This is a genomic window from Herminiimonas sp. KBW02, from assembly GCF_003852535.1.
Classification (GTDB): domain Bacteria; phylum Pseudomonadota; class Gammaproteobacteria; order Burkholderiales; family Burkholderiaceae_D; genus Oxalicibacterium.
Map to the genome: position 1 here is coordinate 86024 of NZ_QAJP01000002.1, position 19014 is coordinate 105037.

The 19014-nt window shown below is 55.1% G+C and carries 16 protein-coding genes; 8 read left to right on the forward strand and 8 right to left on the reverse strand.

Annotated features, from left to right (window positions below):
- Window positions 1-47: 47 nt before the first annotated feature.
- A complete protein-coding gene (locus tag DBR37_RS00945; RefSeq protein WP_124572428.1) occupies window positions 48-464 on the reverse strand; it encodes a MarR family winged helix-turn-helix transcriptional regulator in 417 nt (138 codons plus the stop codon).
- Between the two features lie 175 nt (window positions 465-639).
- On the opposite strand from DBR37_RS00945, the gene DBR37_RS00950 reads away from it, so the two are divergent.
- Window positions 640-1572, forward strand: a complete 933-nt coding sequence (locus DBR37_RS00950; protein ID WP_199739004.1) for a chromate resistance protein ChrB domain-containing protein — start codon at window positions 640-642, stop codon at window positions 1570-1572.
- The gene (gene chrA, locus DBR37_RS00955; RefSeq protein WP_124572430.1) at window positions 1569-2939 is read left to right on the forward strand and encodes a chromate efflux transporter; all 1371 of its coding nucleotides are present in this window, start codon (window positions 1569-1571) and stop codon (window positions 2937-2939) included. The genes DBR37_RS00950 and chrA overlap by 4 nt, the downstream gene beginning before the upstream one ends.
- A gap of 103 nt (window positions 2940-3042) precedes the next feature.
- Here the strand turns inward: chrA and aceB are convergent, their stop codons facing one another.
- Both aceB and aceA read right to left on the reverse strand, forming a co-directional pair.
- On the reverse strand, window positions 3043-4641 hold the full coding sequence (aceB, locus tag DBR37_RS00960; RefSeq protein ID WP_124572431.1) for a malate synthase A: 1599 nt from the start codon (window positions 4639-4641) through the stop codon (window positions 3043-3045).
- A 93-nt stretch (window positions 4642-4734) separates the two neighbouring features.
- Complete coding sequence (gene aceA, locus DBR37_RS00965; RefSeq protein WP_124572432.1) at window positions 4735-6057, reverse strand: isocitrate lyase; 1323 nt, start codon at window positions 6055-6057, stop codon at window positions 4735-4737.
- Between the two features lie 574 nt (window positions 6058-6631).
- Here aceA and DBR37_RS00970 point away from each other — a divergent pair.
- Both DBR37_RS00970 and dbpA read left to right on the forward strand, forming a co-directional pair.
- Window positions 6632-7801 (forward strand): GGDEF domain-containing protein, encoded by a 1170-nt coding sequence (locus tag DBR37_RS00970; RefSeq protein ID WP_124572433.1) that lies wholly within the window; start codon window positions 6632-6634, stop codon window positions 7799-7801.
- Between the two features lie 148 nt (window positions 7802-7949).
- Window positions 7950-9344 carry an ATP-dependent RNA helicase DbpA gene (gene dbpA, locus DBR37_RS00975; RefSeq protein WP_124572434.1) on the forward strand — a complete coding sequence of 465 codons (1395 nt, stop codon included), beginning with the start codon at window positions 7950-7952 and terminating at the stop codon, window positions 9342-9344.
- Window positions 9345-9372: 28 nt separating this feature from the next.
- Here the strand turns inward: dbpA and DBR37_RS00980 are convergent, their stop codons facing one another.
- The 3 genes from DBR37_RS00980 to DBR37_RS00990 form a co-directional block, all read right to left on the reverse strand.
- Complete coding sequence (locus DBR37_RS00980; protein ID WP_124572435.1) at window positions 9373-9591, reverse strand: hypothetical protein; 219 nt, start codon at window positions 9589-9591, stop codon at window positions 9373-9375.
- Window positions 9592-9660: 69 nt separating this feature from the next.
- Entirely contained in the window at window positions 9661-10803 is a 1143-nt protein-coding gene (locus tag DBR37_RS00985; protein ID WP_124572436.1) for a class I SAM-dependent methyltransferase, read from the reverse strand.
- A gap of 113 nt (window positions 10804-10916) precedes the next feature.
- Complete coding sequence (locus DBR37_RS00990; RefSeq protein ID WP_124572437.1) at window positions 10917-11144, reverse strand: hypothetical protein; 228 nt, start codon at window positions 11142-11144, stop codon at window positions 10917-10919.
- 301 nt (window positions 11145-11445) lie between these two features.
- On the opposite strand from DBR37_RS00990, the gene DBR37_RS00995 reads away from it, so the two are divergent.
- Both DBR37_RS00995 and ppnN read left to right on the forward strand, forming a co-directional pair.
- Complete coding sequence (locus DBR37_RS00995; RefSeq protein WP_124572438.1) at window positions 11446-12429, forward strand: DnaJ C-terminal domain-containing protein; 984 nt, start codon at window positions 11446-11448, stop codon at window positions 12427-12429.
- Between the two features lie 211 nt (window positions 12430-12640).
- Window positions 12641-14011: a nucleotide 5'-monophosphate nucleosidase PpnN gene (gene ppnN / locus DBR37_RS01000; RefSeq protein ID WP_124572439.1), complete on the forward strand. Its 1371-nt coding sequence runs from the start codon at window positions 12641-12643 to the stop codon at window positions 14009-14011.
- Between the two features lie 24 nt (window positions 14012-14035).
- Here the strand turns inward: ppnN and DBR37_RS01005 are convergent, their stop codons facing one another.
- Together DBR37_RS01005 and DBR37_RS01010 are read right to left on the reverse strand one after the other, a co-directional pair.
- Entirely contained in the window at window positions 14036-16444 is a 2409-nt protein-coding gene (locus DBR37_RS01005) for a DUF1631 family protein (RefSeq protein WP_124572440.1), read from the reverse strand.
- Window positions 16445-16704: 260 nt separating this feature from the next.
- Complete coding sequence (locus tag DBR37_RS01010) at window positions 16705-17421, reverse strand: pseudouridine synthase (protein ID WP_124572580.1); 717 nt, start codon at window positions 17419-17421, stop codon at window positions 16705-16707.
- A gap of 200 nt (window positions 17422-17621) precedes the next feature.
- On the opposite strand from DBR37_RS01010, the gene hisC reads away from it, so the two are divergent.
- The gene (gene hisC / locus DBR37_RS01015) at window positions 17622-18689 is read left to right on the forward strand and encodes a histidinol-phosphate transaminase (protein ID WP_124572441.1); all 1068 of its coding nucleotides are present in this window, start codon (window positions 17622-17624) and stop codon (window positions 18687-18689) included.
- Between the two features lie 108 nt (window positions 18690-18797).
- A complete protein-coding gene (locus DBR37_RS01020) occupies window positions 18798-19013 on the forward strand; it encodes a DUF2970 domain-containing protein (RefSeq protein ID WP_233588238.1) in 216 nt (71 codons plus the stop codon).
- Window position 19014: the final 1 nt, after the last annotated feature.

Below are 19014 nucleotides of genomic sequence, written 5' to 3' on the forward strand. Positions count from 1 at the left end.
TTTCAGCTCCTTTTTAGTTTGCTATACAACTATTTATTTAAAAAAACTCAGGCAATGACTGAGCGGACTTTTTTTACTTTACTAACGGTTTCTTCAAAATACGCCGGGCCCAGCTCTTTCTTCAGGCGCCGGGTTACTTCTCCGCTGGCCGCATCCAGTTGCTCTCTCAATGCGACGCCTGCGGCACTTGGTTCGATCGCCGACTCGCGGCCATCACGCTCAGTCGCCACCCTTTGCAGCAAGCCCACATGCTGCAAACCATCCAGCGTGCGGGTCGCCGTTGAACGAGAGATAGCCAAAGTAGCAGCAAGCTCGCTCTGCAACATCCCCGGATGAGCCAATACTGCACGCAACATGAAAGCCTGCGACGGCGTCAGACCGAATGGTTTGAAAGCCTTGGTCCATTCGCGCTCGAGAACGCGGGCAAGGGCTGTCGTATTGAAATAGAGGCAGTGATCAAACATGACTGCAGCATAGATCAAACTAATTCGCTATGCAACTAAATTTATAACTATCGATTTAAACACGCGCTGCTCACAAGAACTATCAGCGTCGCACATGCCAACCGGAAACGGCCTGCTCGCTGGCAAAGAAAAAATAGTAGAGATATTTACATTTATGTAGACTACAATACATATTATGAAATACTTATTACTGATACTCACTCTGCCCACAGGCAATGCCACCGCCCGCATGCGTGCATGGCGCGCGCTGAAAACTTCGGGCGCAGCAGTCATGCGTGACGGCGTGTATGTATTGCCAGAGCGGGATGCCTGCAAGGCGACGCTATCCGATATCGCAAGCGATATCGACAACAATGGTGGCACTACCCATTTATTACACACCAGCACGGACGACGACGCATACCTGGCCTTGTTTGATCGTGCGGCGGAATTCGCAGAGTTAGCCCATGACATAGCGCAGTGTCAGGCCAGGCTGGCAGAAGATAAAGCGTCTGACATCATCAAACAGGCACGCAAACTACGTAAGAACTTTGAACAACTGGCGACGATAGATTTCTTTCCCGGCGAAGCGCAAAAACAAACGGCTGCCTTGCTGCAGGATTTGGAAACGGCAGCGCTACGCAGTGCATCGCCGGATGAGCCACATTTCGTTGCAGGAGAAATACCGCGCCTGTCATCGGCCGATTATCGCGGCCGGATATGGGCCACGCGCGCACGTCCGTGGATGGACAGACTGGCAAGCGCATGGCTAATACGTCGCTTTATCGATCCCGAGGCAAGCATACTATGGCTGGCCTCCGCCAGCGACTGTCCATCCGACGCATTGGGATTCGATTTTGATGGCGCGACCTTCACACATATCGGTGCCAAAGTAACGTTCGAAACCCTGTTAGCCAGCTTCGGCCTTGACTCTCCTGCGCTCTCCCGTTTGGGCGGCATCGTGCACTTTATCGACGTCGGCGGCATCCAGCCGCCAGAGGCCAGCGGCATCGAACGCGCATTGGCAGGCGTGCGGTCAACCATTACCGATGACGACCAGTTACTCGCCATCGCATCAGGCATTTTCGATGGCCTGCTCACCACTTTTGAACAGGACCTTTCCGCATGAACGACATTACCGCTACTACGTTACCGGATACAGATGAACCTTCACGTCCCGACCACGTTCCGTTCTGGATAGCACTTAAACTATGGTTCAAATTAGGCTTCATAGGCTTCGGTGGGCCTGCTGCACAAATCTCCCTGATGCATCGTGAACTGGTCGAGCAAAGACGCTGGATCAGTGAACGGCGGTTCCTGCATGCGCTCAACTACTGCATGCTCTTACCCGGCCCGGAAGGACAGCAACTCGCCACTTATATGGGCTGGCTGATGCACAAAACCAAGGGCGGTATCGCCGCCGGTGTATTGTTCGTTCTGCCTTCGCTGTTTTTCCTGATCACGCTGTCCTGGCTGTATATCGCTTACGGTCACGTGCCATTGGTCGCTGGTCTGTTTTACGGCATCAAACCGGCGATCACAGCTGTCGTCGTGCACGCCGTCCATCGTATAGGTTCCCGCGCCCTGAAGAACGGCTGGATGTGGGCAATCGCCGCCGCATCGTTTGTTGCGATATTTGCGATGAATGTGCCCTTCCCCGTCATCGTCGCGACAGCTGCACTGGCAGGCTTCCTCGGTGGCCGTTATATGCCAGCCAAGTTCACGGTTGGCGGCGCGCACAAGCAAGCCGATAAATCATATGGCCCGGCCCTGATCGACGACGATACGCCGACACCAGCACATGCACAGTTCCGCTGGCCCAAGCTGATCAAAATCCTGCTGGTCGGAGCTGTATTGTGGTGCGTTCCGATGGCTATCCTGACCCTCAAACTGGGCTGGGATCATACGCTGACACAAATGGGCTGGTTCTTTACCAAGGCTGCATTACTGACCTTTGGCGGTGCTTATGCGGTGCTGCCATATATCTATCAGGGCGCGATCAGTCATTACAACTGGCTGACGCCGACGCAAATGATAGATGGCCTGGCACTGGGTGAAGCCAATCCCGGCCCGTTGATTATGGTGGTGGCTTTTGTCGGCTTTGTGGGTGCTTATGTGCAATCCGTATTCGGCCCGGACCTGCAGTTTGTTGCGGGTAGCACGGCGGCGGTGCTGGTGACCTGGTTCACTTTCCTGCCCTCGTTCATCTTCATCCTGGCGGGCGGCCCGCTGGTTGAATCCACGCATGGCAATCTGAAATTCACCGCACCGCTGACTGGCATTACCGCGGCAGTCGTCGGCGTGATCCTGAACCTGGCGGTGTTCTTCGCCTACCATGTGCTGTGGCCGACCGGATTTGCCGGTAGCTTTGACTGGATTGCTGCATGCATGGCTATCGTCGCAGCTATCGCACTAGTGCGTTACAAGCGCAATGTCATCCACGTCATCGCGGCCAGCGCCGTGATCGGTTTGCTGCTGAAAACACTGATCCTGTAAAAAAAACGGAGTTGCCTTGTGAGGCAACTCCGGATAAAGAGAAGGCACTATGCAGCGCTATCCCAGACACATCAATTATTTCTACGTCTCAGATTTCTTCGCTTTAAATCTCTTCATATAAAGGCAGCGTCAGGAATTCTGCAAATGCAGTTGCCGTAGACATTTCCTCGAAGATTTGTGCCGCACGCACATAGCTGGGGCTGCTGCCGTTCGGCGCGTCCTGCTTCACCTTCAACAACTCTTCCTGGATCATCGGACGCACCATCTCTGCAGTGATTTTGCGGCCGTCATCCAGCACACCTTTGCCCGAACGTATCCATTGCCAGACTTGCGAGCGGCTGATTTCTGCCGTCGCTGCGTCTTCCATCAGGTTATGGATAGGCACGCAGCCATTACCGTCCAGCCAGCTGCCGAGGTAGTGAATACCGACGTTGATGTTGTAGCGCAAACCAGCTTCAGTGATCGGCGTTTCCGGCTGGAAGGCCAGCAAGTCGGCTGCCGTTGCATGCACGTCGTCGCGCTGCTTGCTGATCTGGTTAGGCTTGTCGCCCAAAACTTTTTTGAATTCCGTCATAGCCAGATCAACCAGACCCGGATGCGCAACCCAGCCACCATCGTAGCCGTCTACCGCATCACGTTCCTTGTCTATCCGTACGGCATTCATCGCCAGCTCATTCTTGACCGGATCATTTTTGATCGGGATCAGCGCGGCCATGCCACCCATCGCATGCGCGCCGCGACGATGACACGTTTTCAGCAGCAGCAAGGCGTAAGAACGCATGAAAGGCACCGTCATCGTAACCTTGGCACGATCGGCCAGACAGAAGTCTTTGTCGAGGCGGAATTTTTTGATACACGAGAAGATGTAGTCCCAGCGTCCGGCATTCAAACCTGCACTGTGGTCTTTCAGTTCGTACAGGATTTCATCCATTTCGAACGCAGCCAGGATGGTTTCGATCAGCACCGTTGCCTTGATTGTGCCTTGTGGCAGACCCAGTTCACGTTGCGTCATGACGAAGATATCGTTCCACAGACGTGCTTCCAGATGCGATTCGAGTTTAGGCAAATAGAAGAACGGGCCGGAACCTCGCTTCAGCAATTCATGCGCGTTGTGGTACATGAATAGCGCGAAGTCGAAGATACCGCCAGACACGCGTTTGCCATCAACCAGCACATGTTTTTCATCCAGATGCCAGCCGCGCGGGCGCACCATCAGGGTTGCGATCTTGTCGTTGAGTTTGTATTGCTTGCCGTTGCGCTCGGTGGCGATGGTTTTGCGTACGGCGTCGATCAGATTGAGTTGGCCCTCGATCTGGTTTTCCCAGTTCGGCGTATTTGCGTCTTCAAAGTCGGCCATGTACACATCAGCCCCCGAATTGAAGGCATTGATTACCATCTTGCGATCGACCGGACCGGTAATTTCCACCCGGCGACAAGCCAGCGCTTCAGGGATCGGTGCAATGCGCCAGTCGGCAGCACGGATTGCTGCTGTTTCGGGCAGGAAGTCAGGACGCTCACCGGCGTCAATGCGTTTGGCACGTTGGACGCGTATCGCCAGCAATTCCTGACGGCGTGCTTCAAAGCTACGGCTCAGTTTGACGACCAACGCCAGCGCTTCAGGCGTCAACACCTGTTCGTAGTCTGCTTTGAATTCGCCTTCAATTTCTATTCCTGCCGGGATGTCTATCGTGCTCTCAGTCATGCTTGTCTCCGTATAATTAAATCAGTAATGGTCTACGCTGCTACTACTGAAACTAACCGCACCCTCACGGATGCGGCCTCCTTTTACAAGACGCTAAGCTGCACGCCCTGCAATACAAACCTTGGCTAGCTTGCTGTCAAAAAATTGTTCGTCTTCGGTCGAACCGTGCAAGGCAGTGGTCGAGGACTGTCCTTGCTGGATGACCTGGGTAATCGCATCGAAATAACCGGTGCCGACTTCACGCTGATGCTTGACGGCTGTAAAACCTTTGTCCGCAGCTGCAAACTCGGCTTCCTGCAACTCGACGAAAGCAGACATTTGATTGCGGGCATAGCCGTGCGCGAGGTTGAACATCGAATAGTTCAGCGAATGGAAACCAGCCAGCGTGATGAACTGGAATTTGTAACCCATCGCACCCAGCTCTTTCTGGAACTTGGCGATGGTCGCGTCGTCGAGATTTTTTCTCCAGTTGAACGATGGCGAGCAGTTATAGGCCAGCATCTTGCCGGGGAATTTGGCGTGAATCGCGTCAGCGAATTGTTTGGCGAATTGCAGGTCCGGTTTACCGGTTTCGCACCACAGCATGTCAACATACGGTGCATACGCGAGACCACGCGAGACTGCCTGGTCAAAACCGGAACGGGTTTTGTAGAAACCTTCCACCGTGCGTTCACCAGTGAGAAAAGGCTGGTCGTTGGCATCGACGTCCGAAGTCAGCAAGTCAGCCGCTTCCGCATCAGTACGTGCAATCACCAGCGTGCGTGTGCCGCAGACGTCGGCAGCGAGGCGCGCCGCATTGAGTTTTTCTACTGCTTCACGGGTAGGCACCAGCACCTTGCCGCCCATGTGTCCGCATTTTTTGACCGATGCCAGCTGATCTTCAAAGTGCACACCGGCAGCACCCGCGTCTATCATCGCTTTCATCAACTCATAGGCATTCAGCACGCCACCGAAGCCGGCTTCCGCATCTGCCACGATAGGCGCAAAGAAATCGATATCGCCCGAACCTTCCGACCACTGGATCTGGTCGGCACGCTGGAAGGTGTTGTTGATGCGCCGGACTACCAGCGGCACCGAATTGGCCGGATACAGCGATTGATCCGGATACATTTCACCTGCGACATTGGCATCACCGGCAACCTGCCAGCCCGACAGGTAAATCGCTTTCAAGCCGGCCTTAACCTGTTGCATCGCCTGATTGCCGGTCAGCGCACCCAGCGAATTGACGAAGGGTTCGTTATTACACATCTCCCACAGCTTGTCGGCGCCACGTTGCGCGATGGTGTGTTCAATCTGCAGCGAACCACGCAGGCGCACGACGTCTTCTGCCGTGTAGTTGCGGGTCACGCCCTTCCAGCGTGGGTTGTCCTGCCAGTCCCGTTTGAGAGCTTCGATTTGTTGTTCGCGGTCTGCCATGATGATTCTCCTCAGTTAAATGCGTGAAATAACAAAGACAAGAAAAAACATTGAATTAATCATAGGCGATATTGCGCAGAGCAACAATGTCTTATATAAGATATTTTAATTTTTTATTTTTCTTATTTATCAAATACTTATAACGCATTTTTCTGAATGTGAAACGATATTCTACCCTTTGGAATTTTTTATTGATGCAGCGCGATATGAATATTCCGTATTATGAAAACATATATTTGGTCGTGAAAAATCAACGCTTTTCAGCTGTTTACATGATTTCAAATCGGCAAATAAACGATGCGAAGAAATGAGGAGGTAGTGAGTCGAAAGTGGACGCGGCACAGACCACCGAACATACGCATCAGCGCATGCCTCCCTTATCAAACTTCCAACTTGAGTTGCGAGAAGGTAAGATGGCGCCCATGTTGCTGCGACATGCATACCACAGCGCGCAAGTTTTTACGCAACTCATCTCTGTCTCTGGAGCCAGCTCCGGACGGCATGTTTCCCGACTATTTAAGCAAGCGGCCCAGGGCGCTGCGTTTCAAACGCTTATTTTTTGAGAGTACAGCCAGTGCCAAAAATCGACGTCTTTTCCCTGTTTGTCGCCATGACACTCAACCTGTGCATCATGGCCGTCGCGCTGCCTTACTTCATGGGCCGGGTGAATCGTGCCGCGCGGTATGCGCAAAGCGGGATCGTGCTGCAAACGGCAGGCTGGATTTCGCTGTTTTCATCGAGCGCTGTGATATCGGGCGGATGGGCCGACCAGTTGCTGTCTACCCTTGCGATGGCCTGCGTTTCCAGCGGTATGGTGTTCAACGCCATGGCTTTTCAGATATGGTGCGGCCGACAAGTGGCCGTACGTGCACCGACCATCATTGCCGTGTTGATGACCACGGGTTACACCATCGGCTTTTCCGACTATCCGTTCCGGGTCGGCTGGGCCAACGGTCTGCTGGCCTTGCAGATCGCCACAGTGATCGTTGAGCTGTGTCGCCCGCCACTGGTAGCAGTCGGACGCTGGCGCTGGCTATTGGCTATTTGTCTCACCATACAAATGATCGTGCTGGCCTGCCGCGCTGTGCTTGGTGCGTTCTACACCGCCGAGTTCCCGAATTTCTTTGGCCCCTACCTGGTCAACCAGGTGTTTGCCTTGTCATCGAATTCGATGATGGTGCTGTCAGTCGTCGCCATCCTGCTCGCACATCGTGACGAAGCGGCGCGCGAGCTGGAACGGCTGGCCACACTGGACGGCCTGACCGGCGTCCTGAATCGTCGCGCCTGGCTGCTGCAATCCGGTATCGACTTCGCCAGTAGCGTGCGTTACCGACAGCCTATTGCCTTGCTGATGATAGATCTCGACTATTTCAAGCAAATCAACGACACACACGGCCACATTGTGGGAGACGGTGCGCTCCAGCTTTTTGCGACCGGATTGCGCGCCGTCAGCCGTACCGGGGACGTATTCTGTCGATACGGTGGTGAGGAATTCTGTGTGCTGCTCAAATGTGCGGATCTCAACGCGGTCATGGCATACGATCAACGCTTGCGCCAGTGGCTGGCACAGCACTCGCCCCAGGAGCTTGGATTCAACCTGTCTTATAGCGCCGGTATTGCCATGCGTATGCACGATAACGACACCATAGACACCATGCTGCAGCGAGCCGACTTCGCACTGTACGAAGCCAAGTCGCAAGGACGTGGCTGTACGCTGACCAGCTCGGTACGCTTGACTGCTTAATCTGACACCTAATTGGGCACGTACGATGATGCCAATATGCAAGTCGCTACGCTTGCATGAATTTATTGGCGGTTTATGCAGCCGAATTCTGCATCTGCCGCCCATGCCTGTTAGACTGCGTGTCCTTTGCTGCATTACCTTATAGCCCATGACCGCCACTTCCTTTTCCAGTCTCGCCCTCTCACCTGCCATGCTGAGCAATCTGGAGTCGCTCGGCTATCGCGAGATGACGCCGATACAGGCACAAAGCCTGCCGGTGATACTGGAATTGCGCGATTTGATTGCGCAGGCCAAGACTGGCAGTGGCAAGACTGCGGCGTTTGGTATCGGTTTGCTGCAAAAGCTGAACCCGACCTGGTTTGCGGTGCAAGCGCTGGTGATTTGCCCGACGCGTGAGCTCGCGGATCAGGTATCGAATGAACTGCGCCGCCTGGCACGCGCAACCGAAAACATTAAAGTACTGACCCTGTGCGGAGGTGCACCGATGCGTCCGCAAATCGCCTCGCTCGAGCATGGCGCACACATCGTGGTCGGCACGCCCGGCCGTATCCGCGATCACATCTCGCGCGAGACCATCAATCTGTCCAAAGTACAAACCCTGGTGCTGGATGAAGCTGATCGCATGGTCGATATGGGTTTTTATGAAGAGATCGCCGGCATCGTCAGCGCCTGCCCGACACGTCGCCAGACCCTGCTGTTCTCCGCTACCTACCCCGATGACATCCGCCGCGCCAGCGCTGAATTCCTGCGCGATCCGGTCGAGATCAAAGTCGAAGCACAGCATGATGACAGCCAGATCGAGCAACGCTTCTATGCGGTCGACTATGACGATCGTAATGCCGCAGTCGCCACCCTGCTGAAGCACTACCGTCCGGTATCCACGCTGGCTTTTTGCAATACCAAAATCCATTGCCGCGAACTGGCAGCCGAGTTGCGTGCGCAAGGTTTCAGCGCACTGGCCTTATACGGTGAACTGGAACAACGCGAGCGCGATGAGATCCTGGTGTTGTTTGCCAATCAAAGTTGTTCAGTGCTGGTTGCCACCGACGTCGCCGCACGCGGACTCGATATCCAGTCGCTGGGTGCAGTGATCAACGTCGATGTCTCAAAAGATACCGAAGTCCACATCCACCGCATCGGCCGTACCGGTCGCGGTGGGGACAAGGGGCTGGCACTGAGCTTGTGCGCACCGAATGAAAAGAAGTGGGTCAAGCTGATCGAGGAATATCAGAACAAACCGGTACAGTGGTACGAGCTGAATGAGCTGGAAGTGGCTGAAGGCGGCGACTTGCACGCACCTATGGTGACGCTGTGCATTATGGGCGGCAAGAAAGATAAGTTGCGCCCCGGCGATCTGCTGGGTGCCCTGACCGGTGACGCCGGCCTCACCAAGGAACAGGTCGGCAAGATCAATGTCTTTGAATTCATGACCTATGTCGCACTGGATCGCAAGATCGCGGACAAGGCTTATGCGCGCTTAAGCAATGGCAATATCAAGGGGCGCAATTTCAAAATGCGTTTCATCGATACCGACAGCAATTAAGCCGACGGTATCGACGCTGGCCTACACATCAATGATGATGGTGCGACCAGTTACCGTCTTCCGAATTCATGTAGGACTCGACCGCGTCTTTCTGGCCGGTCGCATAACGCGTAATTTCACCGCAGGTGCAAATGCCCTGATACGGCTGGATGTGTGAGCAGGCAGAGACTTTCTGCAAAAATACCTGTACCGATTTCGTGCACTTCTTGCACTTGAAAGTCAGTATGCGGGCTGGTTTGTTAGCCATGTTGATTCCTGAATGATGTGAGTACGACGCTGCGTCTTCCATATGCTGCAGCGCCGCTATTATAAAAGATCAGCGTGCAACCAGACGCCACAAGGACGTGGTTTCTGCCGAGCGCGCATGGTGCAGCGGATCGCTGGCATCTGCCGCGCGTGGATGCACTGGTTTGGTATCGATGCGGGCGACCACCTTCAGACCTGCAGTCTCTATCATCTGCAGCAACTCTTCCCGCGTACGCAAACCCAGATGCTCGGCCAGATCCGACAGAATCAGCCAGCCCTCGCCTTTCGCTTCCAGATGCGCCGCCAGGCCGTTCAGGAAACCGCGCAGCATGCGGCTGTCCGGATCATAGATCGCATACTCGATGGCGGAACTGGGACGTGCCGGTATCCACGGCGGATTACAGACGATCAGCGGCGCCTTGCCTTCGGGGAATAAATCCGCTTCCAGCACTTGCACACGATCCCGCAGATCAAGCCGTGACAAATTTTCTTTGGCGCAGGCCAGTGCCCGCACATCCTGATCCGTCGCAATCACCTTCTCGACACCACGTTGCGCCAGCAGAGCGGCAATGACACCGGTACCGGTACCGATATCAAACGCCAGTTTTTTCGATGGCAGCGGTGCATCTGCAATCAGGTTCAGGTACTCACCGCGTACAGGTGAAAACACACCGTAATAAGGATGGATGCGTGCACCCAGCGCAGGGATTTCCACGCCGTTTTTACGCCACTCATGCGCGCCTATCAAACCCAGCACTTCACGCAACGAGAGCACGAAAGGCCCGGTACTCGCGCCATACGCTTCATTGCACGCCAGCTTGATGTCCGGTGCACGGCGCAAGCCTATGCTGTAGTCTGCATCAACTTCCAGCAACACCATGCCCAGCGTGCGCGCACGTTGTGATTGTGCCTGGCGGTGAAAATTGAACGCATCTATAGGCGTGGTCGCCGCCTTGCGCGGTTTGCGCTCTATCCGGCGTGCCAGTGCTTGCAGCAGTTGACGCGCATTCTGGTAGTCACCACGCCACAGCAAGGCCGTGCCTTCACTGGCAAGACGGAAGGCTGTATCAGCCGTTAACTTGTCGTCGGCGATGATGACGCGCTTAGGTGCGGCGTGGCCGCTCTCGGATTGCCAGCGCGCCGTACGGTCGGCACCGGCTTCACTCCAGGTGATCAATGCAGGCGTGCTCAAAGCGGTGTCCGTGACAGGCATACAGCAGCCTTGATGGCAGGAAGGTTAAAATACATGGTTATTCCGATGTTACAAAGGCAGCGATCTGCTTCAGAGCGCTGCCCGGGAGTAAAAAGAGTCTGCTGCAGCCTGCCTTATTTCTTTTTGTAGATTTCCGGCTTGGATTTATTGCGTTGCTCGAAGATGGTTTTGGCGTCTTGTTCCGCCCGTTCCTGCGTGCGCATGGCCGGATCATCGTCGTGCAAGGTAAAGTAATCTGCGGCCTGGGCGCGCATCACGTACTTGATGGCAGCGGCATCGCTGAGGTCGAATCTTTCGGTCATGAGCGTCGTCACTTCGTCCAGATACTCTTCGTAGGTCATGCTTTTCATCTTAAAAATGCGGTTTATTGAACGAAGTTGAGAGTATGCCCTTCAAACTGTCAGCAACCTAGCTGTATCGCAGTAATTGCTTTCAATTTAAGCAACACCAATGCCAAATATTGACTATATTGAAAGTATTCCGGCATTTTGCCTAGCTTGGAAATTGACAAACAATACTCGCCTTATTCATCCATTCAGCCGTGACATGATCATGTCAAAATGACCCTGCCATAAACCGCTTGCAGCTTGAAAGCGAACCAATTCCGGCTAAATCGACGCAGGCGAGTAACGAAAACAGCAGATGAAATTCAAGGATCATTACGCAACCCTGGGCATCCCGCGCGATGCGACGCAAGACGCAATCAAGAATGCGTACCGCAAACTCGCGCGCAAATATCACCCTGACGTGAGCCGGGAGATGTATGCCGAAATCCGCTTCAAGGAAGTCGGCGAAGCCTATGCCGTCCTGAAGGATACGGCCAAGCGCATGGCCTATGATCTGGAATACCGCCCTGCCTTCAACTATCGCGAAGCCTCGGCCAAACGCGCGCAGGAACAGGCCCGTCCACAGCCGCAAGCAAACACCAGCAGCCGCAACGCAGCGCCGAAAGAAGCACCTTCAGCCGCCAAAGCGCGCCCCGAAGATAACTTCGGCCACATCCTGGATGAAATGATGGGACGTCCGGGCACCCCGCCGCCGAAACCACGCGGCGTGCACATCCACGGCAGCGACCAGCACACCAAGGTGCAGATAGACCTGGAAGACACCTACCACGGCACCACACGCAATGTCTCGATGCCGACCTATATGACCGACGAATACGGCATGCCCATCGTCTCCAAGCGCACGCTGAAAGTCAGCATCCCGAAAGGCATGCGCTCCGGTCAGACGCTGCGCCTGGCTGGCCAGGGTTTCCCTGGTACCGGCGATGGCAAGGCAGGTGACCTGTACCTGGAAATCGTGATCAAGCCGCACCGCCGCTATCGGGTCGATGGCCGCGATATCTATGTGGATGTTCCACTCAACAGCAGCCATGCCGAACAAGGTACGGTCGTGCATGTGCCGACACCGGAAGGTTCGGTACAGCTGGCGATCCCGCCCGGTTCCGGCATAGGACGCAAACTGCGCCTCAAAGGCAAAGGCATCCCTGGTGATCCGGCTGGCGATATGTATGCGGTCATTACCAAGCTGAGCCAGCCCATCCATACTGCCGTCGCACAAAAAGCGTATCGCGCATTGAAGGCCGCCTTCGACTTTGCGCCGCGTACCGACACCGAGCGTTAAACCACTCTGTCCGGCACCCTTCAATATCCATTGCAACAATCCGCCGTTTTCATGGTCTGAGCATGACAGACATGAAAACGGAGAATTCCTTGCATGCATTTCTCCCGCCCACTACCTGCGGCGCGACACTGACGCTATACTTGCCCGTAAAGCCAGTCTAAAAAATATAAACGCGCCTGCCCACTCTTACCATACGGAAGTAAAGCACTCTATGACATATGAAGTAGTCGATACACAGCTCTCCCCTGACGGCCGCCTTGATATCTTGTCGAAGGCCGAAGTACACAGACTCCTGGACACCCGCAACGGCGGCTTATACCAACTCTTCCGTAATTGCGCACTGGCGGTACTGAATTGCGGCAATGACACTGACGATGCCAAGGAGCTGCTGAATCGTTATAGCACCTTTGAAATCAGCATCATCCAGCGCGAACGCGGCATCAAGCTTGACATCAAGAATGCACCGGCCAGCGCCTTCGTCGACGGCAAGATGATCAAGGGTATACACGAACATCTGTTCTCAGTCCTGCGCGACATCCTGTTCACCCACGATGAAGTGATTTCGAACCCTACCTTCGACCTTGAGTCATCAGCTGGCATTACCGACTCGGTGTTCCACATCCTGCGCAATGCGAATGTGCTGCACCCGCATCTCAATCCAAAGCTGGTGGTGTGCTGGGGCGGCCACTCGATCTCACGCGAAGAATACGACTACACCAAGAAGGTCGGTTACGAGATCGGCTTGCGTGAAATGGATATCTGCACCGGCTGCGGGCCTGGCGCAATGAAGGGCCCGATGAAAGGCGCGACCATCGGCCACGCCAAGCAACGCATCCCGACCGGACGTTACCTCGGCGTCTCCGAGCCTGGTATTATCGCAGCGGAAGCACCGAACCCTATCGTCAACGATCTGGTCATCCTGCCGGATATCGAGAAACGCCTGGAAGCATTCGTACGCATCGGCCACGGCATCGTCGTGTTCCCGGGCGGTGCCGGTACGGCAGAAGAAATCCTCTACATCCTGGGCATCCTGCTGCATCCGGACAATGCCGGTCAGCCGTTCCCGCTGGTCTTTACCGGCCCGGCCAATTCGGCTGATTACTTCAAGCAGATCGACCACTTCATCGGCGTGACGCTGGGACCCAAAGCGCAGAAACTGTACAAAATCATCGTCGATGATCCGGTGCAGGTGGCGCAGGAAATGCAGGACGGCATCAAGGCGGTACGCGAGTTCCGCAAAGGTAAAGGCGACGCCTATTACTTCAACTGGGGTCTGAAGATAGACCACGCATTCCAGATGCCGTTTTTCCCGACCCATGAAAACATGCGCAATTTATCGCTGCATCAGAATCAGGAACGACATGAATTGGCAGCCAATCTGCGCCGGGCGTTCTCTGGTGTAGTAGCAGGTAACGTCAAGGAAAGCGGTATCCGGGCGATAGAAGAACATGGCCACTTTGAAATCAGCGGCGACCTCAGCATCATGGATCCTATGGATAAATTGCTGGCGGCCTTCGTGGCGCAGGGACGCATGAAATTACCTGGTAAGGCATACAAGCCCTGCTATCACGTCATCAAGTAAGAAGTGTAAGAAGTGTAAGAAGTATCAGGCAGCATACTGCTGGGCACCGCTGGTGTTCAGCAGTGACTCCATCGCCCGGTCAAAGATAGGCGCAGACTCCACCATGCCGACCGACCCCTCACGCAAACCCTTGATCAGTGCGATCGACGAATACACCAGCAAACGTGGCCGCGCTTCCGGTGCATTGATCCGGAACAAATAGAAAGATTGCGCCGCGTCTATCCAGAGCAAGCTTGCCGGCAGATAAGCACCTTCATGCCACCACTCTGCCTGCGTTCCTACGTGCATGCCACCCAGCCATTTGGCATCCGAACTCATCAGGGTGCCAAGGTCGCTGTCCAGATGCAGGTGTGCGGCGACATGGAATTGCTGCAATGCCGCTTGCAGACGCTCATGCGGCACAGTAGGCGCATGGATTTCAGTTGCCTGCGGTGCCAGTGCGCTGCCTATGTGCAGGGTCGAGAAGTGTTGCTGCAGACTCAGCAATGAGCGCGCGCCTTTCAGCTGGTTGCCTTGTATCGTACGCAGTACGTCGGCATGCATGGCGACCAATTGATCCAGCACCTGCTTGCTTTCGATGTCCGACATCAGCAGCAATTGCAGGCCGGTCTTGATGCGTTGTACCAGCTTGGGCAACAGCCGCATCAGGGCGCTGCGTTCACTGGCATCCAGTTCTTCCTGCACACTCCACAGCAAATCGGCTACGACTTCGCGATACGGCTCGATCTCGATGCTGTCATGTTCACTGACGTAAACCAGCACCCGGCTCCAGACCTTGATCAGGAAATCGACGGCGCGCTGATCAGTCTCTATCGATGCCAGGCGCTCGCGCAAGGCATTGACGGTTTGTACCACCAGTACATCATGCTGCTGTGGATTCTTTTGCGCATTTTCCAGCGCCTCGATAGCACGCAAGGCTTCGGCATCACCGGCATGCAAGGCTGCTGCCACCGTATGATTCAGGTGCAGGCTGGCCGTTTCAAACACTTGCATGTCCGTATTGAAATCCCGGCAAATACAGGCGATCGCTTCCGCCATGCCGGTATAAATTTCCTGGCCCGGCGAGGTGCTCGCGTTCAGGCCGCTGGCGATCGATGCTGCGCGATTCAGAAACTGCCGCGCCGGATGACCGGCCTGCTGCAAGACGTCTTCATCCAGCATCGCCGCTTTTACAAACGGTATCTGTAATTGCGCCAACAAACTGCGGAAAGCCGGCATCAGCATTTCATCATCAGCGATGTATTCGAACAGCATGGTGCTTACATCCAGCCCCACCCGGTCGATCTCGCTGACCTTATCCAGATCCAACACTTCGCGCAAATCCTCTACCGGCTCGGCAATGTCGGCAGAGGCATCTCCGCCTTGCGCGGGTGCACCGGCCTGCTGCATTTGCTGCAATTGACGGAACAAGGGATGAGCGTTGGCTTGCTGCCCCGCTGCTTTGGCAGCAGGCGTATTCGGCACGCCATCGGGGTAACGCAAATTGGGTGGTATCCGCCCCGGTGCAGACTGATTGAATATCTTCCAGACAAAATCTTGCAGTTCAATTTGTCCGTCCGACGGCAAGACCGGCATGCTGCCGGCCTGGCTGCCTGGCCTCTGCAATTGCGCCAGCACCCGCTCCAGCGCGGGTGAAGCCGGTACGGTTTCATGCAGCGTGGGGAAACCATTCACCACGCCAGTCGTGATGCCGCTTACCAGGCCGGTAGACAAACCGGCGTCAACAGCTGTCGCGCGATAAGCGCCCTGGTTGGCCAGCGCCAGCATTTCACGTTCACGCTTGCTGAGCGCACTCGGACGCGCCAACAGGCGCGCATGCACACCATTCGATTCAAACACATCACGGATCGCGGAAAAATACTCCGGCAGTTGCTCAGCCAGCGCACCGGACAGGTGATCAAACAGCATCGCGCAGACATTGCTGTTGCTATTCATTGCGCACAGCACATCATGCAGTGCGCGTGCCATCAGATAAGGGCGGAACGGATTCTCACGTTCACGGACATCGTGTTCATCGTGCAACTGCGCAATCATCAGGTTCAGCCGTCCCAGGCTTTGCTGGTCGGCATCACGCAAACGCAGGACGCGTCGCTCCACCTCAATCTGACGGGTCACGGTATCGTCATCCATCAGGGACAGCGTCTCAGCTGAGACATCCTGCAAACTCAGGCGCAAGTCGCGATACATGGTTTGCATGCCGCGCTCTATGTAGCCAATGTAGCTTGCATTTAAACGTTTAAGGAATTCCTGCCCGTGCGTACCGAGGAAATCGCGTGAGGCGGAAATCCATTTTTGTTCATTGGCTGAACCGGCAGTGGGTATTTGTTGCGCCAGGCTGACATTGGCGTCTTGCAGCATGCGCTCTGCAAGGGTGGAGAATCGGAATAAGGCGCGCTCTTTGGCCAGTTGAATAACAGGTTTGATCGCGTGCATTACAGTGACCGTCTCCGACGAGGGTTTGCGTAAATTTTTTTGATCATAACGTAATGCATGGTATGTGACGAGATCGCGCTGTCAGGCGTGCTGCAAATGTTAGATTTAACCTTACATTTGTCTCTGATTACACACATTTAACGCTAATTTACAAATTGCCGACACAATTGAAAAACAACGGGCTTGCTGACGGCAAGTTCAGCAAGCCCGTTTGACTACTGACTGGGATTCCGCCGGTGACCGCATCCGGCAACCTTGTTTTAAACCGGTGCCAGCAAAGCCAGCTGCGCTTCGCTCAGGTAGGCCCACTCGCCCTCTTCCAGCTCCAGCGATTCCAGCGTCAGGCTGCCGATGGCAACCCGGCGCAAGGCAGAGCAATGATTCCCTGCCGCCGCCAGCATGCGCTTGACCTGATGGTATTTACCCTGCTCCAGCACGATTTCCAGCTCGTTGGCACCCAGCATGCGGCAGGTCTGCGCTGCCAGCGGCGCCAGCTCATCGTGCAACTGCACGCCACCCAGCAATTGCGCGATCAGTTCCGGCGTGACCGGATCATGCGTGGTGGCAACATACACTTTGGGGATATGACGCTTGGGCGAGGACTGGGCATGGATGAAAGGGCCGTCATCCGACATCAGCAACATGCCGGTCGTATCGTGATCCAGCCGTCCGACCGGTTGCAGTTCGCGCCAGGTGAATTGCTCAGGCAGCAACGTCAGCACGCCGGGATGGTGGCTGGGCTTGCGCGAGCATTCAAAGTTGGCTGGTTTGTTCAACACGATGTAAACGTGTGCGCGGTAACGCCAGACTTCATCAAAAATCGTGAATTCGAGGTCGCTGGTATCGAAAGCGGCACGGTAATCAGTCACGCTCTCGCCATTGATGCTGACTTCGCCGTCTTCTATCAGGTTGCGGCAGTATTTTCTGGTGCCGAATCCCTGCGATTGCAGGATGCGGTCTAAGGTCAATTTACTCATGGCGGCACTGTACCAGAATGGGGCCGATTTATCAGCCGTAGCGCGTGCAGCCATGCATAAAATCCTTGCCCCGGCCACGTTCTGCGACGACTTCCTTGTCACAAGCGCAAGGAACTTTCGCCGCCCTTATGCCCGGCGATTTTCTATTTAGTCACCGCTCACGATAAAATGCGCATATCTATCGAAAAAGGAAAGCAGTCATGAGCCAGTTCTGGAGCCCTATAGTGCAAACACTCACGCCGTACGTACCGGGTGAGCAACCGAAGTTGCCGGGCCTGATCAAGCTGAACACCAACGAAAACCCATATCCGCCGTCACCAGCCGTCATGTCGGCGATGCACGCGGTCACCGCAGAATCGCTGCGCCTCTACCCTGACCCGGACTCCAGCGCGCTGAAACAGACGTTGGCTGACTATCACCAGGTAGCAACCAATGAAATTTTCATCGGCAATGGTTCCGACGAGGTGCTGGCCTTTGTCTTCATGGCCTTGCTCAAGCACCAGGCGCCTTTGCTGTTCCCGGACATCACCTACAGTTTCTATCCGGTCTATTGCAAACTGTTTGGCATCGACTATCAGGAAATCCCGCTGGATCAGCAAATGGGTATCAGGCTGGCCGACTACCATGCGCAGTCATGCGGCGGCATCATCTTCCCGAATCCGAATGCACCGACCGGCATCGCCCTGCCACTGGCTGCGATCGAGGAGTTGCTGATCAAACAGCCGAATGTGGTGATAGCGATAGACGAAGCCTATGTCGATTTCGGCGGTGAAACGGCGTTGCCGCTCATCCATAAGTACCCGAATCTGCTGGTGATTCGCACCTTCTCGAAATCGCGCTCGCTGGCTGGTTTGCGCGTCGGCTTTGCGATGGGTCATCCGAAACTGATAGAAGCACTGGAACGCGTGAAGAATAGCTTCAACTCGTATCCATTGGATCGCATGGCGCTGACTGGTGCAGTTGCCAGCTACGGTGACGAGGCTTACTTCCAGCAAACCCGCAAGGCGATTATCGACAGCCGTGAACACATGACGCAGGAACTGGAAAAGCTCGGTTTCTCAGTCTTGCCATCGACTGCCAACTTCATCTTTGCGCGTCACGCCTCCCTGCCAGCGAGCCAGTTGGCGGCCGGTTTGCGTGAGCGTGCGATTATCGTGCGTCACTTCAATCATCCGCGCATCAACCAGTACCTGCGCATCAGCATAGGCAATCCGGATGAATGCAAGGCGCTGATCCAGACCCTGCGTTTGCTGACCTCGGAGCACTAAAAGGCGGGATTTCCCGTACGCGCACAACTGCTACGGGAAATATCGCCGCATCTGATGCTGTGTAGCCGGGCATACCAGGCGTATGCTTAGGCTGACCTGAAGGAGAAAATGATGTCGGAACCGATCAAGCAGGAACCCGAAAAAATGTCGTTTTTCGCGACGCTGGGCGCGATTTTCTGGTCCTTCATCGGCTTGCGCCGCCGCTCGGATTACGAGAAGGACAATACCAGCCTGAATCCGTTCTACGTGCTGGCCGCCGCGCTGCTCGGCGTGGCCATCTTCATCGGCATCCTGCTGCTGGTCGTCTCACTCGTCCTCAAATAGA

What these genes read in the sequence shown, in the direction of transcription:
- DBR37_RS00945 (WP_124572428.1), bottom strand. Translation starts at nt 464, where the DNA reads ATGTTTGATCACTGCCTCTATTTCAATACGACAGCCCTTGCCCGCGTT.
- DBR37_RS00950 (WP_199739004.1), top strand. Translation starts at nt 640, where the DNA reads ATGAAATACTTATTACTGATACTCACTCTGCCCACAGGCAATGCCACC.
- chrA (WP_124572430.1), top strand. Translation starts at nt 1,569, where the DNA reads ATGAACGACATTACCGCTACTACGTTACCGGATACAGATGAACCTTCA.
- aceB (WP_124572431.1), bottom strand. Translation starts at nt 4,641, where the DNA reads ATGACTGAGAGCACGATAGACATCCCGGCAGGAATAGAAATTGAAGGC.
- aceA (WP_124572432.1), bottom strand. Translation starts at nt 6,057, where the DNA reads ATGGCAGACCGCGAACAACAAATCGAAGCTCTCAAACGGGACTGGCAG.
- dbpA (WP_124572434.1), top strand. Translation starts at nt 7,950, where the DNA reads ATGACCGCCACTTCCTTTTCCAGTCTCGCCCTCTCACCTGCCATGCTG.
- DBR37_RS00980 (WP_124572435.1), bottom strand. Translation starts at nt 9,591, where the DNA reads ATGGCTAACAAACCAGCCCGCATACTGACTTTCAAGTGCAAGAAGTGC.
- DBR37_RS00985 (WP_124572436.1), bottom strand. Translation starts at nt 10,803, where the DNA reads ATGCCTGTCACGGACACCGCTTTGAGCACGCCTGCATTGATCACCTGG.
- DBR37_RS00990 (WP_124572437.1), bottom strand. Translation starts at nt 11,144, where the DNA reads ATGACCTACGAAGAGTATCTGGACGAAGTGACGACGCTCATGACCGAA.
- DBR37_RS00995 (WP_124572438.1), top strand. Translation starts at nt 11,446, where the DNA reads ATGAAATTCAAGGATCATTACGCAACCCTGGGCATCCCGCGCGATGCG.
- ppnN (WP_124572439.1), top strand. Translation starts at nt 12,641, where the DNA reads ATGACATATGAAGTAGTCGATACACAGCTCTCCCCTGACGGCCGCCTT.
- DBR37_RS01005 (WP_124572440.1), bottom strand. Translation starts at nt 16,444, where the DNA reads ATGCACGCGATCAAACCTGTTATTCAACTGGCCAAAGAGCGCGCCTTA.
- DBR37_RS01010 (WP_124572580.1), bottom strand. Translation starts at nt 17,421, where the DNA reads ATGAGTAAATTGACCTTAGACCGCATCCTGCAATCGCAGGGATTCGGC.
- hisC (WP_124572441.1), top strand. Translation starts at nt 17,622, where the DNA reads ATGAGCCAGTTCTGGAGCCCTATAGTGCAAACACTCACGCCGTACGTA.
- DBR37_RS01020 (WP_233588238.1), top strand. Translation starts at nt 18,798, where the DNA reads ATGATGTCGGAACCGATCAAGCAGGAACCCGAAAAAATGTCGTTTTTC.